We start from the raw sequence: 16,637 nt of genomic DNA, 5'->3' as shown, positions 1-16,637 counted from the left end.
CCGAGGCTCAGCGCCGACCCCCGCAACCGCACCCCCCCGGCCCCCGCGGCGCCGCAGTCCCCGGCGCCCCCGGTGTCCCAGGCGCCCGAGGCCGTTCCCCCGGCCGCCCCCGCGGCGCCGCCCGCCGAGGTGCACACCTCGCCCCTGCCGCCGGTCGCGCCGCCGCCCACCCAGCCGTACGGCGGTCCCGCCGGTCCCTTCGGCCCCATGGGTCCGTCCGGTCCCGCGGGCCCGGTCTGGGGCACGCCGGTGCCGGCCGCCCCGGCGCCCAAGAAGCGCGGCACCGGCGGCCTGGTCGCCGCCGTGCTGGTCGCCGCGCTCGTCGCGGGCGGCGTCGGCGGCGGCGTCGGCTTCTGGGCCGCGGACCGCAACGACAACGCCTCGACCACCGTCTCCTCGGTCGGCAACCCCAAGGACCTCAGCCGCGCGGCCGACTCGGTCGCGGGCATCGCCAAGCAGGCCCTTCCCAGCGTCGTGACGATCGAGGCGACCGGCCGCCAGGAGAGCGGCACCGGCACCGGCTTCGTCTACGACAAGGAAGGCCACATCCTCACCAACAACCACGTCGTCGCCCCGGCCGCCGACGGCGGCAAGCTCACGGCCACGTTCTCCGACGGCAAGAAGTACGAGGCCGAGGTCGTCGGCCGCGCCCAGGGTTACGACGTCGCCGTCATCAAGCTCAAGGGGGTCACCCCCGACAAGCTCACCCCGCTCGCCCTCGGCGACTCCGACAAGGTGGCCGTCGGCGACTCCACCATCGCCATCGGCGCCCCCTTCGGGCTCTCCGGCACCGTCACCACCGGCATCGTCAGCGCGCTGCACCGTCCCATCGCCTCCAGCGACGGCGAGGGTTCCAACGCCTCCTACATGAGCGCCATACAGACCGACGCCTCGATCAACCCCGGCAACTCCGGCGGGCCCCTCCTCAACTCCGAGGGCGCGGTCATCGGCATCAACTCCGCCATCCAGTCCACCGGCGGCAACGACGGTGCCGCCCAGTCCGGCAGCGTGGGCCTGGGCTTCGCCATCCCCATCGACCAGGCCCGCCGCGTCGCCGAGGGCCTGATCAAGACCGGCGAGCCCGTCTACGCCGTCATCGGCGTCCACGTGGACTCCAGCTACAACGGCGAGGGCGCCAAGATCGCCACCGGCGCCGACGCCGTCACCGCGGGCGGCCCCGCCGACCAGGCGGGCCTGCGCGCCGGCGACGTCATCACCAAGTTCGACGACACGGTGGTCGACTCCAGCCCCACCCTCATCGGCGAGATCTGGCAGCACCAGCCCGGCGAGAAGGTCGACCTCACGTACACCCGCGGCGGCCAGACCCGCACGGCCACCGTCACCCTCGGCGAACGCAAGGGCGACAGCACCAGCTGAGCCGACCCGTTAGGCTGTCCCCCGCGCCGCCCGGCCCACCACCCGGACCCCGCGGCGCGGGGAGAGTTGCCCGAGCGGCCTAAGGGAACGGTCTTGAAAACCGTCGTGGCAGCGATGTCACCGTGGGTTCAAATCCCACACTCTCCGCAGTAGGCCGGCGAAGGCGCTGGACAGAAGGGGTGCCCCAAGACACGGGGGCGCCCCTTCTTCATGCACGACGGCACCGTGCTTCCCCGTGGTTCCCCGTCTGATCGGGCACGGAAGGGGCACGAACGGGTCGCTCGCCTAACCTGAGGCCGGTGCTGGCCCAGAACAATCATGGAGGCGGGGGAAGGCCATGGGGACCTACCAGCAGACCGTTGTGGACCTGGATGCCTCAGCAGAAGAGGCGGTGACATGGGGCGAGCGTGGTAGGGAGTGGCTTGAGGCGGAAGGGTTCATCCGCCCGGTGCCGTGGCAAGAGGGTCTGGTGCAGTTGGCCGGGCCACGCTGGCGGGAGGCCGTCGAGCTGGTCCCGCCGGACTGGCGGGCCCGGATCAAGGAGTTGGAGGAGGAGCCTTGCGGGGAGTTGCGGGTCGTGGCGGGTCGTACCGTCTTCCTCGCCGGTATGGGCAGAGTCCCTGACCCGATCTGTCCTCGCTGCCAGAGCGCGACCTCCACCTGGTCCGGTGAGGTCATCGACACCTGGTACACCACGGGCGCGGCTGACCTCGGCTGCCAGGCTTGCACTCGCCGCGCTCCGCTTCCCGACTGGGACTGGACACGCGACTACTTCGCCTTCGCCTACCTCGGCTTCGAGTTCGACGACTGGCCGCCCCTTGATCCTCACTTCACTGCCGCCTTCGGCAAGGTGCTGGGGCACCGCATCCGGGTGCTCGCGGGAAAGTGGTGAGATCAGAACAGAGGTCGGCGTAACGGCTTCGGGCGGGAGATGCCATGGGGCGAGAGATCGGGGCCCGTACGCTGACCGCGCAGCGGCTGGTTCCTCCCCTGCCTCATGGTGGTTGCGTGGTTGCCTGTAGCCGGCCTGAAGCCATGGAGCCGACCGCCCCGGCCACGCGCCGGCCGTTCTTCCCTTCGTCGGCTCGCGCGGCGAGCGGAGTGGGCCCTTGAGCCCCAAGACACGGGGGCGCCCTTCTTCGTGGTTCCGCGTCCGATCGGGCACGCCAGGGGCGCGGCGGCCTTCAGGCGCCGGCCGGCCTCGGCGATCCGCCAGGCGCGGCAGGTGGACGAGACGGCGAGGTCGCCACGACGGTGGCCCGGCCGGGTGTCAGGCAGCCGAATCTCATTCCCTGCCGGCGGCCTTATCGGTCGCCTACACGCGGGGTGGAAGGTATGGAGAACCGTCGTGGCAGCGATGCCGCCGGGGACCACATCCGAGGCCCTGGACAGAAGGGGTGCCCCAAGACACGGGGGCACCCCTTCCTCATGTTCCGGGCGGTCGCGCTCAGAAGAGGATCTTGTAGCCGCTCCAGCCGGTGCCGATCTTCACCCGGCTTCCGAAGGCGCCCTTGCCGTTGCCCGCCCAGCGGTACAGGTTGCCTTTGGTGTCGCGGGTGATCAGGTCGTTGCGGCCGTCCTGGGTGAGGTCGCCGATGCCGACCATGGAGTTGTACGCGTTGAAGCCCGAGGCGATCTTCGTGCGGCCGCCGAAGCCGCCCTTGCCGTTGCCGAACCAGCGGTAGAGGACGCCGGCCTTGTCGCGGCCCAGCAGGTCGCCGTTCCCGTCGCCGTTGAGGTCGCCCGCGCCCACCAGGGCGGTGTAGCCGGACAGGCCGCCGGCGACGCGTACCCGGGCCTTGTAGGCGCCCTTGCCGTCCGCCGAGTACCGCCAGAGCCCGCCCGACTTGTCACGGCCGACCAGGTCGGGCCGGCCGTCGCGGGTGAGGTCCCCGGGTGACGTCAGCACGTTGTAGGTGTTCCAGCCCTTGCCGATCAGCGAGGACTTGTTGGTGCCGCGGGCGAAGTAGACCTGGCCGATGCCCCGGTACAGGCGCAGTTCACCGGCGGAGTTGCGGACCAGCATGTCCGCGTTCCCGTCGCCGGTGAGGTCGCCGGCCGGTACGAGGGTGGAGGAGACCGGCCAGTCCGCGGTGTAGCCGCGATTGTAGAAGTGCCCCTTGGGGTGGCCCTCCCAGGAATCGGTCCTGCCGTCCTTCCGGACGGCCACCATGTCGGGGAAGCCGTCGCAGTCGTAGACGTGGGTCGGCAGGGCGCCGCACAGCACGCTGAATTCGCCGCCGCCCAGCCGCACCGGCGTGGTGCCGCCGCCGGAGCGGACGCTGAGCTGCCAGGTGTAGACACCGCTCGGAGCGGGGGCGCCGCTCGACTCCCTGCCGTTCCACGAGGCCTGGACGCCGTGGGGACCTGGTTCGGCCCCGCCGCGCAGCAGGGCGACGCGGCGACCGGTGGCCTTCTGGGTGACGGCCATCTCCCAGGAGTCCACAGGCCGGCTGACCTGCACCGTGGCGTTCCAGGTCGAGTAGTACCCCGTGGGGGACCTCGGTGCGACGGCCTCGGAGCCGGACCCCTCGCCGATGACCGGGGCGGAGTCCGGGACTCCGTCCGCCAGCACGTGCACGCGGCGGTCGGCGTCCACGTAGCCGACGTGGCCGCTGTACTTGTCGACGGTCCAGGTGATCCTGCGGGCGTCCGCGAGCGTCCCGGCGGAGAGGGCGGCGAGGGTGCGCTCGGCGACCGGGGTGCCGGTGTGGAAGTCGGTGAGCCGGAGTTCGCCCACCGCGCGGTCGTGCCGTACGACGTAGCCGTCGCCGAGCATGGCGGGGCCGGACGGCACCGTGAAGCCGCGGTCGTTCGTCAGGTCGTATACCCCGGCCTGTCCGTCGGGGCCGCAGGACCAGTACAGCCAACGCGCCGTCGCCTGGAGTTCGGTGGGCACGCAGGCGGCACCGGTCCGCACTGTCCGGACGGGCTTGCCCGGGGTGGTGGCCTCCAGGGTCAGCCGCTCGGCGGTCAATGTGCCGGGTGCGACAGTGGACGCGCTCCACAGGGTGGAGTACCACAGCGCCGCGGCCTGAACCTGGCGGCTGCGTATGACCTTGTCGTAGCCCGGGGAGACGATGTACTGGGTCCTCGGGGAGCCCCCGTCGACCACCACGTACGACGTCGACGCGTCCCTGACCTCGCCGCCGCTTCCCGGCAGTTCCATCCGCAGGTGCGAGGTGTAGGCGTCGACCCGGGTCTCCAGGTACGTCCGCCCGCCGGTTTCGGACAGGAAGGACAGGCCGTACCAGTTGCCCTCCACGAGCCGCACGCAGTCCTCGCCCGTGGCGCAACGCACGGCGGTGGCCGGCATTCCCGCGGGCAGCGGCTTGGCCGCTCCCGCGACGGGGTCCTGGCCGGTACCGACGTCCTGCTGGTGGATGGTGAGTTTGCCCCCGGTGCTGTCCACCCGGTTGAGAGTGCCACGCTGCAGGTTCAGGCCGAGGACCTTCGCGATCACCGGGGGCAGCGGCTGGACCGTCTCGTGGGTGGTCCCGGTGAAACGGTGCACAGCCCAGTCCCCGGTGCCGGAGCCTCCTACGAGCAGGGCGCTCCCGTCCGTGGTCCGCGGTGCGTGGTCCGAGACGAGTGCGATGTGGTCGAGCGCACTGGCCGGTTCGCCGCCGTCGAGCGGCCGGGCGGTGAGCGGCCGGCCGAGTGTGGTGCCCGAGGTGGTGTCCGGGCCCGAGGTGAGGAGGGTGTCGCCGGACAGGGCCACGGGAGAGGCGCCGTCGGGCAGCGGGAACTTCCGCACCTCGGAGGAGACATCGGCGCGGGGCAGCCAGCGCAGCTCGGCGAAGCCCTGCCCCCACCAGGCGACGCGGTCCGCGGTGAGCATGATGCGCAGACCCTCGCCGGCGAAGGTCTCGGGGAGGGGGGTGACCACGCCCGTGTCGGCGTCCAGCAGCCCGTAGCGGTATGCGCCGTCCTGCCGGTACGAGATCACCGCAGTGCCGCCGTCCACGGCTGTCGGCTGCAGGGAGAAGCTGCTCGGCTGGGCGCCGGTGGGCAGCCCTGTGACGGATATCGGCGGCGCGGGCTCTGAGCCGGTGTCGAGGAGCACGCCTGCGGAGCCGGTGGTGCCGGTCGTGGACCTCAGGGCGAGCACCTTGTCCCCGACGGTGCCCCGGAAGGTGTGACCGGCCGGGAGTTGCACGTCGCGGCGCTCACCGGTGTGCGGATCGAGCACGGTGTACCAGGTGGTGCCGCGGACCGGGCTCGGGGAGACGGCGAGCAGGTCGCCGCCGACGGGGCTCACGAGCGCGTTGGCCTGAAGGTTCTGCAGGCCGGGCACCTGCGTCGAGGTGCCGCTCGCGAAGTCCGTCCAGGTGTAGCCGTCCCGGCCCTCCTGCTGGTGCAGGAAACCGGTGGTACCCCCGGCCAGCGGGGTGTCCACGCGGGGTGTGGCCCGGTCGGCGGGCGGGATCACGACCTCGTGGGCCGAGTCCGCCGCCGTGACCTCCTGGGCGGCCAGAGCGGGCGGCGCGTCCACGGCGAGCGGGACGGCTGTGGCCGCGACCGCCAGGACGGTGGCGGCGGCGCGGGCCGTCAGGCCGGTTCCGCGTCTGCGGCGGGTGGACAGTGGATCGATCGACGTTCGGGACGGTGCCCCCACGTCTCCCCCCTCAGGGATGTGTCGGTGCGCCGCCGCGCGGCGGCGCCGGACGGTGGCCGCTCGCATCGGCTCGCGCCACCCCCCAGTGGCCACGGCGTGCTCTTGTCGGCTCTGCGCAGGGTAGAGGCTAGCCGCTCGGTCAACCGCCGCCGAGGCCTGGTGGGGTGAACGACCGTCGAGGGCTGAAGCGTCGAAATGTCGAGGCGGGTCCGCCGGGTCCTCGCCGCGGCCGGCCCGCGGTCATCGGCCGGACGGGGCGCGGCCCCATGGGTGGAACCCCGGTGTCGGTGACCGGGCGGGAGGGGCGCGGCTGGAAGAATACGCTTAACGGTCAAACCGGTCATGGGATCTGCCCGCGCGCCCGCGGGCGGGCACCGTGCCGGTGCCGGCCGTCGTCCCGAACGGCAAGGGCTGATCACCATGACGGGTGTCGCGCTCCTGGGTCTGCTGCTGGCCGCGGCCGGTGGCCTGGCCTACGGCCGTCAACGGTTCCCGGTCGCGTTCTGGCTGCTGTTCGGGCTGCCGCTGGCCTGGGGGCGGTTCCTGTCGACCTACGGTTCCACGATGGCGGCCTGCGGGCTGGCCGTACCGCCGTCGCGGGCGCGGGCGCTGGCGGGGTGGGTGGTGGGGCGCCGGGAGGCGCGGCCGGTGCCGCCGAGGATCCGCCGGCTGGGCGGCTCGCTGACCGGCCTGCGGGTGCGGCTGCGGCTGCCGGGCGGGCTGGAGCCGGCCGACGTGGCCGCGGCGTCCAGCCGCCTGCGCCACGCGTGGGGAGTGCACGCGGTGCACGTGGTCGAGCTCGGGCCCGGGGTGGTGGAGCTGCGGATGACCTGCTACGACGTGCTCCGCGACGTGCGGATGCCGCGCCGCCTGCCGTCCGGGCCGATGGTGGTGCCGGTGGCGCTGCGGGACGACGGGACGGCGTTCGTGCGCAACTACCGGGAGATCCCGCACGCGCTCACCCTCGGGGCGAACCAGTCGGGCAAGTCGGTCTACCAGCGCAACCTGATCATGAACCTGGCCAGGCTGCCGGTGGCCCTGGTGGGGATCGACTGCAAGGGCGGGGTGGAGCAGATCCCCTACGCGGCCCGGCTGTCGGCCCTGGCGACCGACCGGGAGCAGGCGGCGGAGCTGCTGGACACGCTGGTGGGGGAGATGGAGCACCGCTTCGCGCTGCTCAAGGAGTGCCAGCGCACGGCGCTGGACAGCCCGGACGAGGAGGTGGCCTCCGACATCTGGGGGCTGCCCGCGTACGTGCGGCCGGTGCCCGTCGTGGTGCTGGTCGACGAGATCGCCGAACTCTTCCTCAGTACGACGAAGAAGGACGAGGAACGCCGGGACCGGATGGTGGCGAACCTGATCCGGCTGGCCCAGCGGGCCCGCGCGGTCGGCATCTACCTGGAGATCTGCGGGCAGCGCTTCGGGGTCGAGCTCGGCAAGGGCGCCGCCACGCTCCGGTCCCAGCTCTCCGGGCGCGTCGTGCACCGCGTCAGCAAGCAGACCGCAGAGGTGGGTCTCGGCGACATCTCGTCCGAGGCGACGACCGCCGCGACCGCCATCGCACGGGACCGGGTGGGCGTCGCGGTGGCGGGCGACGCCTCGGGCGGCTGGTCCCACATCCGTACCCCGCTGGTGTCGATCGCCGAGACCGCGGCCGTCTGCCGGGCCCACGCCCACCTGGTGCCCGACCTGCCGGCACTGGACCGCCACCGTCCCTCCGCCCAGGGCGAGGAGGACGGCCCTGAGGAGCCCGGGCCCTTCCCCCGGCCCCGCTCGGGCCCCGAGTGACGCGGGTCCCGCGGCGCGGCGCGTGAACGGCTAGCCTCGCGGGGGTCGTTCGCCGGTGCAAAGGAGGGGATCGTCATGGCAGCAGCGGGATTTCCGCCGATCGAGCCGTACGCGTCGGGGCTGCTCGGCGTCGGGGACGGGCAGCGCGTCCACTGGGAGACCAGTGGCAACCCGGAGGGCAAACCGGTCCTGTGCGTGCACGGGGGCCCGGGTTCCGGGGGCAAGAGGGGCAGCAGGAGGACCTTCGATCCGCAGGTGTACCGGATCGTGCTCTTCGACCAGCGGGGGTCCGGGCAGAGCCTGCCGCACGCCTCGGACCCGGCGGTGTCGCTCGAGCACAACACCACCGAGCACCTGATCGCCGACATGGAGCGGCTGCGCGAACACCTCGGCGTCGAGCGGTGGATGCTGTACGGCGGCTCGTGGGGCTCGACGCTGATCCTGGCGTACGCGCAGCGGTACCCGGAGCGGGTGTCGGAGATCGTGATCGTCGGGGTCACCACGACCCGGCGGGAGGAGATCGACTGGCTCTACCGGGGCGTGGCCCGGCTGGTGCCGGGCCCGTGGGAGGCGTTCCGGGACGGGGTGCCGCCCGGGGAACGGGACGGGAACCTCCCGGCCGCGTACGACCGGCTGCTCGGCAGCCCGGACCCCGCGGTGCGGGAGCAGGCCGTACGCGACTGGATCACCTGGGAGGACGCGGTCATCGCCCACGAGACCAACGGCAAGCCGGGGGCCTACGGCGACCGGCCGGACGACGACCTGGTCGCCTTCGTGCGGATCTGCGCGCACTACTTCGCCCACGGCGCCTGGCTGGAGGAGGGACAGCTGCTGCGGGACGCGCACCGCCTCGCGGGCATCCCGGGGGTGCTGATCCACGGGCGGCTGGACCTGGGCAGTCCGCTGACGACCGCGTGGGAGCTGGCGAAGGCGTGGCCCGGGGCGGAGCTCCAGGTGATCGACGACTCCGGTCACACGGGAAGCCCCGCCATGGGGGAGGCGGTCATGGCGGCGGCGCGGCGCTTCGGCACGCGCTGACCGTGCGCGGGCGGGCGCGGTCGTACCGCCCCCTCCCGCACGCCGGGCCAGTGGGGATCGGGTACGGGACCGGGTCACATCTCTCCCCAGGGAAGCGGTGCGGCCGGGCGGGGACGTCCGAGCGCGGAACGCGACGGGCGGCGCGGTCCGTCAGCCGGAGCGTAGGAAGCGGACGGCTGCCTTCCGGTGCGCCACGCACCACTGGGGGGCGGCATCCGCTCGAACGGCAGCACGGTGGCCACCCGGGCGGTGTCCGGTCCGGGGAGGGCGGGCGCCGGGATTGGCCGAAAGCCGTGCCGGAACGATTCCGCGCCCAGGGGGCCCGGGTCGTGCCGGCACGGGCGGGGGCGGTCGGGTCGCTTGTGGTGGTTGTGGAGGTTTGTCGACAGATCATCACGCTTGCGAGCGAAAGGGATCAAGGTCCGGCTTGTCCGCCGCGGTGCTGGGCAACTCTGGTTGCGGCGACGTCGCAGAGCCGGCGGAGCGGTCGGCCGGCCGCGCCGCGCACCTCGTATCCACTCCTCGGAGGGAAACACATGGGAAGCATCCGTACCGCCCGAGTCATGGCCGCCCTGGCCGCACTGCCGCTGGCGGCGGCGCTGTTCGCCGGCACGGCGGTGGCCGACAACGGCGCCGTGGCGGGTGGCACCTCCAACGCGACCGTGGTGAGCAACAGCGGCGGCAACGTGGGCCGCGACAACTTCGGGACGGTGACGACCACGCAGCAGGCGGCGACCGGCGCGGGGGCCTCCAATCAGAACAGCACGGCCAGCGTGGTCGGTTCAGCCTTCACCACCATCAACCAGCCCACGCTGAACATCCACTTCGGGCCCATGTGGTGAGCGGGCCGGCCCGCCGCCGGGGTGGCGGGCCGAGGGGCTGAAGGGGTCGACTGCGCGACGGCAGCCTCACTGCCGTCGCGCAGTCGCGTCCGGCGTCGTCCACAGCCTGTGGACAACTTCACCCGGTCCGGACGTCTTGGCAGTGGTGCCGCCCTCTCATTAATCTGACGGCCAGTCAGAAGCTGGGGGCGGTGACGGCGGCCATGACGACCGACGACGACCTGTACGAGCGGCTGGCGGCGTACGAAGGACGCCCCGCCGCCGTCGCGGGCGAGGGCGGGGACCCCGTCAACGCGCCCATGATCAGGCACTGGTGCGAGGCGCTGGGCCATCCCGTCCCGCCGGACGGCACGGCACCGGCCCCCATGCTCCAGGTGTGGACCATGCGCGGGCTCGCCGGCCACCCGGGCGCCGCCGGGGGCGGCTCCCGGGCCGGCGCCTACGACGAACTCCTCGCGCTGCTCGACGGGGCCGGCTGCACCGCGGTCGTCGCCACCGACTGCGAGCAGGAGTACCTGCGGCCGCTGCACCCCGGCGAGCGGATCACCTTCGACGCGGTGATCGCATCCGTGTCGCCGCGCAAGACCACCCGGCTCGGCGGCGGCCACTTCGTCACGACGCGGATGGACGTCCGCGCGGACGGCGAACTCGCCGGGCGCCACCGCTTCCGCATCCTCGAGTACGCCCCCGCGCGGGCGCCGGGCGAGCGGCCGCGACGGCCCCGTCCGGTCGTCAACCGCGACAACGCCGGGTACTGGGAGGGCGTCGAGCGGAACGAGTTGCTCATCCAACGCTGCTCCTCCTGCGGCACCCTGAGGCTGCCGTGGCTCCCCGGCTGCAACACTCCGGCTCCGACGCCTGGGACACGCTACCGGCCTGCGGGCGCGGCACCGTCTTCAGCCGTGTCGTCGTGCACCACCCGCCGTTCCCCGCCCTCGACCCCCCGTACGCGGTCGCCCTGGTCGAACTGGCCGAAGCTGCATACGGGCTCGAACCGGAGGTTTTCGGCCATGTCGCCGTCGCCGGGCGCCGGCACGCCGCGACCAACCCGGCCGCGTACTTCCACGGCCGCCCCGTCACCCTGGCCGACCACGCCGCCTCGCGGTGGATCGTCGAACCGCTGCGCCTGCTCGACTGCTGCCAGGAGACCGACGGCGGTCAGGCCCTGGTCGTCACCTCCGCCGAACGCGCCCGCGACCTGCGGCACCCGCCGGCGGTGGTCGGGGCGGCGGCGCAGGGCGCGGCCAGGAGCAGATGGCTGGCTACTACCGGGCTGGCCATGATCTGTGCGGGCTGTCCGAGTCTGCGGCCGTGGCCCGCCAGTTGTGGCGCACCTCCGGTCTCGGGCCGAAGGACGTCGACACCGCCGTGCTCTACGACCACTTCACCCCTTTCATTCCGATGCGATTGGAGAAGTGCGGGTTCCGCGGGCGCGGCGAGGCGGCCGCCTTCGCCGCCGACGGCGGTCTGGAGCCGGGCGGGAGGCTGCCCGTCAACGCCCCTGGCGGCCAGCTCGGCGAGGCGTACCCGCACGGGATGCACGGCATCGCGGAGGCGGTGCGGCAGTTGCCCGGCACCGGCGTCAACCAGGGCCCCGGCGCGGCCCACGTCCCCGTCACGGCCGTACGGGGGTGCCGACCTCCGGACTGCTGCTCGGCGCGGCGGACTGAGCGGGTCCCGGCGCCCGGCGGCCCATCCGGGGCCGGGTGTTGCTGCGTACGGCTGACAGCGGGGCGTGGCTCACCCGGCGGCGGGTAGCCGCACGCGTTCACTCGACCCATGCGCGAACACAAGCCGATCATCCGACACGGGGCGATCGTGGCGATGGTGCTTGCCTGCCTCCTGGCCGGGCCCACCGCGGCCGAGGCCGTCGTGCCGCGTCCCGCGGGGCCGGTCGCCGAGCCCGCCTCGGTGACGGCTTCCACGCCAGCCCCGGCCCGGGCGTACCGGCCGGCCCAGGCGCCTGGCGACGACGGTGACGACGGTCCGTACGGCTTCGCCGACACCGGCCTCCTCGACGGCCTCGACCTCCCCTACGGCCTCGGCGGCGACGAGCGCGCCCCCTCCGGGGGAGGCCCGACCCGGGTCTACCGCGGCTACGGCTTCGACACCTGCCGCACGCCTCCGCTGTCCACGATGCGCGCCTGGCTGCGCTCCAAGTACCGCGCCGTCGGCGTCTACTACGGCGGCCGCGCCCGCGCCTGCAGCACCCAGCGCCACCTCAACCGCCACTGGGTGCGCTCGGTGCACCGGATGGGCTGGCGCATCCTGCCGATCTACGTGGGCTCGCAGTCGCCCTGCGTGCGCGGCGGACACCTGCGCAACCACCGGATCAGCACCGACGACCCCTGGGGCCAGGGCGCGAGCGAGGGCTGGGACGCCGTGCGCAGGGCCGCCGCCCTCGGCTTCGAGCCGGGCAGCGCGCTCTACCTCGACATGGAGGCGTACAACGCCAAGCGGTCCCGCTGCGCCGACCAGACCCTCGACTTCATCCGGGCCTGGGACCGCGAGGTCGACGACGCCGGCTACCTGCCGGGTCTCTACAGCAGTTCGGAGTCGGGCATCCGGCACATCGAGCGGGCCCGCCGGGAGGGCTACGACGACCTGCCGCGCGCCGTCTGGTTCGCCCGCTGGCAGGGGAAACCGGCGGTACGCAGCGAACCGGTGCTCGACCGGGACGCCTGGCATCCGCACGGCCGCATCCACCAGTACTCCGGCAGCGTGCGCGAGAAGCACGGCGGCCGGCGGCTGGCGATCGACCGCAACCGGCTGGACGGGCCGGTGGCCGTCGTCGGATGACGCGGCGGGCGGCCGTGAGGGCGCCGTCCCTGCGGGGTGACCCGTAGGGGCGGCGGGTGCGGCCTCAGCCCTCCGGAGGTGGGGCGGGCCCCCGTCCTACGACTTCAGGGTGACCCCGCTTCGGCACCTGCGGCGGATCCCCCGTACGCGGACCGGCTCCTAGCGTGGAGCCATGACCACGCCCGTGTGCACAAGCGCCTCGCAGGCCCAGTTCACCCGCTACGTCCGGGCCAAGGGCCCGGCGCTGCTGCGGACCGCGCGCTCGCTCACCGCCAACCCCTGCGACGCCGAGGACCTGTTGCAGACCGCGCTGACCAAGACCTACCTGGCATGGGACCGGATAGACGACCACCGGGCGCTGGACGGCTACGTGCGCCGCACGCTGGTCAACACCCGCACCTCGCAGTGGCGCAGGCGCCGGGTCGAGGAGTACGCCACCGACGAGCTGCCCGAGCCGTACGGCCACGCCGTCGCGGGCCCCGACGCGGCCGAGCAGCAGGCCCAGCGCGACGCGCTGCTGCGCGCGATCGCCCGGCTGCCCGTCCGCCAGCGGGCGATGGTCGTCCTCAGGTACTACGAGGACATGAGCGAGGTGCAGACCGCCGAGGCGCTCGGGGTCTCGGTGGGCACGGTCAAGAGCGCGGTCTCGCGGGCCCTGGGCAAACTCCGGGAAGACCCCGAATTGCGCCTGGGGTAGTGACATACCGATCGGTATGCCAGCAGAATCTCAGCACCCACCTACCCACGCGTAGCCGCTTCAACGAGGAGGCGCCCGGTGCTGAGCACAATGCAGGACGTTCCCCTGCTGGTGTCCCGGATCCTGACCCACGGCTCGACGGTGCACGGCCGGTCGCAGGTCACGACCTGGACCGGCGAAGGCGAGCCGAAGCGCCGCTCGTTCGCCGAGATCGGTGCTCGCGCCGCCCGGCTGGCGCACGCTCTCCGCGACGAGCTCGGCGTCGAACCGGACGACCGTGTCGCGACGCTGATGTGGAACAACGCGGAACACGTGGAGGCGTACTTCGCGATCCCCTCCATGGGCGCGGTCCTCCACACGCTCAACCTCCGGCTCCCCGCCGACCAGCTGGTCTTCATCGCCAACCACGCGGCCGACCGCGTGATCCTGGTGAACGGCACCCTCATCCCGCTGCTGGCGCCGCTGCTGCCGGCGATGGAGTCCGTCGAGCACATCGTGGTCGTCGGCCCCGGCGACACCTCGCCGCTGGAGGGCTGCCGTCCCGCCCTGCACGCCTACGAGTCCCTCATCGAGGGCCGTCCGGACCGCTACGACTGGCCGGAGCTGGACGAGCGCTCCGCGGCCGCCATGTGCTACACCTCCGGCACCACCGGCGACCCCAAGGGCGTGCTGTTCTCGCACCGTTCGATCTACCTGCACTCCCTGCAGGTCAACATGGCCGAGTCGATGGGCCTGACCGACAGCGACACCACGCTGGTCGTCGTGCCCCAGTTCCACGTCAACGCCTGGGGACTGCCGCACGCCACCTTCATGACCGGCATCAACATGCTGATGCCGGACCGCTTCCTGCAGCCCGGCCCGCTCGCCGAGATGATCGAGGCCGAGCGTCCCACGCACGCCGCCGCCGTCCCCACCATCTGGCAGGGCCTGCTCGCCGAACTCGCCGCCAAGCCGCGCGACATCGGCAGCATGGGCCACGTCACCATCGGCGGCTCCGCCTGCCCGCCCTCCCTGATGGAGGCGTACGACAAGCTCGGCGTCCGACTCCTCCACGCCTGGGGCATGACCGAGACCTCCCCGCTGGGCACCATGGCCCACCCGCCGGCCGGCCTCACCGAGGAGGAGCAGTGGCCGTACCGGATCACCCAGGGCCGCTTCCCCGCGTCCGTGGAGGCCCGGCTGGTCGGCCCGTCCGGCGAGGTGCTGCCCTGGGACGGCGAGTCCGCGGGCGAACTGGAGGTCCGCGGGCCGTGGATCGCCGCGGCCTACTACGGCGGCGCCGACGCCGAGGCGCTGCGCCCCGAGGACAAGTTCAGCCCCGACGGCTGGCTGCGCACCGGGGACGTCGGCACCATCACCCACGACGGCTACCTGACGCTGACCGACCGCGCCAAGGACGTCATCAAGTCGGGCGGTGAGTGGATCTCCTCCGTCGAGCTGGAGAACGCCATCATGGCCCACCCGGACGTCGCCGAGGCGGCGGTGGTGGCCGTGCCCGACGAGCGCTGGGGCGAACGGCCGCTCGCCACGGTCGTCCTCAAGGACGGCAGCGCGGTCGGCTACGAGGAGCTGCGGACCTTCCTCGGCGAGAGCGTCGCCCGCTGGCAGCTGCCCGAGCGCTGGGCCGTCATCCCGTCGGTGCCGAAGACCTCGGTCGGCAAGTTCGACAAGAAGGTGATCCGCCGCCAGTACGCGGCGGGAGAGCTGGACGTCACCAAGCTCGTCTGACCACGCGGAACGTGGCGGCCGGGCCCCGGGGGGGACCCCCCTTCGGGGCCCGGCTCGTGTCGTGCGGTGGGCCCTCAGGAGCCGATCTTGCCGAGCATGTCGACGATGCGTCCCTGGACGTCCGCGCTGGTCGAGCGCTCCGCGAGGAAGAGCACCGTCTCGCCGGACGCCAGCCGCGGCAGCTCCGCCGGGTTGATGTCGCCCGCCGTGTAGACGACCATCGGCGTGCGCTCCAGCCGGCCGTTCGTGCGCAGCCAGTCGACGATCCCCTGCCGCCTGCGGCGGATGAGCATCAGGTCCATCACCACGAGGTTCGGGTGCACCTGCGCGGCGAGCGTCATCGCGTCCGCCTCTGACTGGGCGTGCGCGACGTGCATCCCGCGCCGCTCCAGCGTCGCCGTGAAGGCCTGCGCGATCGCGGTGTGGGCCTCGATCAGCAGCACCCGCGGCGGGTGCTGCTCGCTGTCCCGCGGCGCCAGCGCCTTGAGGAGCACGGCGGGGTCGGCCCCGTACGCGGCCTCGCGGGTCGCCTGGCCGAGGCCGGCCGTGACGAGCACCGGCACCTCGGCCTGCGCCGCCGCCTGACGCAGCGACTGCAGGGCGGTCCGGGTGATGGGCCCGGTGAGCGGGTCCACGAACAGCGCGGCGGGCGGCTCGGCGACCTGCGCGTCGACCTCCTCGCGCGAGCGGACGACGACCGGACGGTAGCCGCGGTCGGTCAGCGCCTGGCGGGTGGCGACGTCCGGCTCCGGCCAGACCAGCAGGCGGCGCGGCTCGTCCAGGACGGCCCCGGGCTCCTGGCCGCTCTCCTCCGTGACGTCGACGGCGCCGTTGGGACCGTCGAGCGGCTCGGGGCCCTCGGTGTCCTCCGTGGGAGCGCCTATGGCGTACGCCCGGCCGGGGGTCTCCGTGCCGTTGACGGCCACGGGCGCGGCGGGCTGCGCGGGCCCGGGCTCCGCGGGGGTGGCCAGCTTGCGGCGCCGTCCGGAACCACTCGACGGCTGGGCGACCTGCTCGTTGATCTGCTGGGCGAAGGCGACGCCCTGCCCGAGGGTCCGCACGCTGATCGCCCGGCCCTGCGTACCGCCGTCGTTCTGCGGGGCCTGCGCCTCGGGCTGCGGCTGCGGCTGCGGTTGCGGCTGCGGCGGTGCGGGCGGCAGTGCCTGGGGCGGGACCATGGGCTGCGGTTGCGGTTGCGGTGGCGCGACCGGCTGGGGCTGTGCCACGGGCTGCGGTTCCGGGCTGCGCTGCGTCTGCTCCGGGATCATCGGCGGCTCGATGGCCAGTGGTTCCGGCTGCGGCGCCGGGGTGGGCGGCGGGAGCCGTCGCGGGTCGACGATCGCCGACGGGCGAGGGGTGCTCTCCACGATGCCGCGCGGCCGGCGGGCCGAACCCTGGGCCTCCGGCCACTCGGTCGCCGGGGTGGCGGGGACGGAAGGGGCCGGGGCGGAGGGGGCGGCCGGCAGCGCGGGGAGTTCCGGTACGGCCGGGGCCTCCGCGACGGTGGTCCGGCGCGCACGGCGTCCGTTGCCCGGTGCGCTCTGCTCGGGCGCCTCGGGCAGCGCGGGCACCAGCCCCGCCTGCGGCTCTTGCGGCCCGCCGCGGCGGGCCCTGCGGCCGGTGGGCTGCTCCTCCGCCTCGACGGGGGCCGGGGGGAGGGCGGGCTGCGCCTGGGGCTGCGGCTCCTCGGGTCGCCGCAGGGCGCGGCGCCGCCCGGTGGGGGTCGGTGCGTCGGTGGTCGGCGCGGCGG

9 protein-coding genes, 1 tRNA gene and 3 pseudogenes are annotated in these 16,637 nt (G+C 73.6%); 11 read left to right on the top strand and 2 right to left on the bottom strand.

Going from position 1 to position 16,637, the window contains the following annotated elements:
• From PV342_RS40420 to PV342_RS40410, 3 genes are all read left to right on the top strand, one after another.
• Positions 1-1,377, top strand: a 1,377-nt coding sequence (locus PV342_RS40420) for a S1C family serine protease (protein ID WP_500321142.1), incomplete at its 5' end; no start/stop codon positions are given.
• A gap of 60 nt (positions 1,378-1,437) precedes the next feature.
• Positions 1,438-1,524: transfer RNA gene (locus tag PV342_RS40415), tRNA-Ser, on the top strand.
• Positions 1,525-1,825: 301 nt separating this feature from the next.
• Positions 1,826-2,269: a hypothetical protein gene (locus PV342_RS40410; protein WP_500321140.1), complete on the top strand. Its 444-nt coding sequence runs from the start codon at positions 1,826-1,828 to the stop codon at positions 2,267-2,269.
• 555 nt (positions 2,270-2,824) lie between these two features.
• On the opposite strand, the gene PV342_RS40405 is transcribed toward PV342_RS40410, so the two are convergent.
• A complete protein-coding gene (locus tag PV342_RS40405; protein WP_500321139.1) occupies positions 2,825-5,995 on the bottom strand; it encodes an FG-GAP repeat domain-containing protein in 3,171 nt (1,056 codons plus the stop codon).
• Positions 5,996-6,415: 420 nt separating this feature from the next.
• On the opposite strand from PV342_RS40405, the gene PV342_RS40400 reads away from it, so the two are divergent.
• The 8 genes and pseudogenes from PV342_RS40400 (at position 6,416) to PV342_RS40365 (ending at position 14,887) form a co-directional block, all read left to right on the top strand.
• Complete coding sequence (locus tag PV342_RS40400) at positions 6,416-7,783, top strand: FtsK/SpoIIIE domain-containing protein (protein ID WP_500321137.1); 1,368 nt, start codon at positions 6,416-6,418, stop codon at positions 7,781-7,783.
• Between the two features lie 75 nt (positions 7,784-7,858).
• Positions 7,859-8,821: a prolyl aminopeptidase gene (gene pip / locus PV342_RS40395; RefSeq protein WP_500321136.1), complete on the top strand. Its 963-nt coding sequence runs from the start codon at positions 7,859-7,861 to the stop codon at positions 8,819-8,821.
• A 536-nt stretch (positions 8,822-9,357) separates the two neighbouring features.
• Positions 9,358-9,663 (top strand): hypothetical protein, encoded by a 306-nt coding sequence (locus tag PV342_RS40390; RefSeq protein WP_026250819.1) that lies wholly within the window; start codon positions 9,358-9,360, stop codon positions 9,661-9,663.
• 203 nt (positions 9,664-9,866) lie between these two features.
• Positions 9,867-10,463: pseudogene (locus tag PV342_RS40385) on the top strand (hypothetical protein); the annotation flags it as partial.
• 122 nt (positions 10,464-10,585) lie between these two features.
• Positions 10,586-11,333, top strand: a pseudogene (locus PV342_RS40380) (thiolase C-terminal domain-containing protein); the annotation flags it as partial.
• Positions 11,334-11,442: 109 nt separating this feature from the next.
• The gene (locus PV342_RS40375; protein WP_400799548.1) at positions 11,443-12,462 is read left to right on the top strand and encodes a DUF1906 domain-containing protein; all 1,020 of its coding nucleotides are present in this window, start codon (positions 11,443-11,445) and stop codon (positions 12,460-12,462) included.
• 172 nt (positions 12,463-12,634) lie between these two features.
• Complete coding sequence (locus PV342_RS40370; RefSeq protein WP_018558238.1) at positions 12,635-13,159, top strand: SigE family RNA polymerase sigma factor; 525 nt, start codon at positions 12,635-12,637, stop codon at positions 13,157-13,159.
• Positions 13,160-13,237: 78 nt separating this feature from the next.
• Complete coding sequence (locus PV342_RS40365; protein ID WP_386989885.1) at positions 13,238-14,887, top strand: long-chain fatty acid--CoA ligase; 1,650 nt, start codon at positions 13,238-13,240, stop codon at positions 14,885-14,887.
• 74 nt (positions 14,888-14,961) lie between these two features.
• On the opposite strand, the pseudogene PV342_RS40360 reads toward PV342_RS40365, so the two are convergent.
• A pseudogene (locus tag PV342_RS40360) lies at positions 14,962-16,637 on the bottom strand (PAS domain S-box protein); the annotation flags it as partial.

This window comes from Streptomyces sp. PA03-3a, assembly GCF_033792735.1.
Classification (GTDB): Bacteria; Actinomycetota; Actinomycetes; order Streptomycetales; family Streptomycetaceae; genus Actinacidiphila.
Note: the sequence above shows the minus strand (reverse complement) of the source record. Positions and strands in the feature narration are given on the sequence as shown.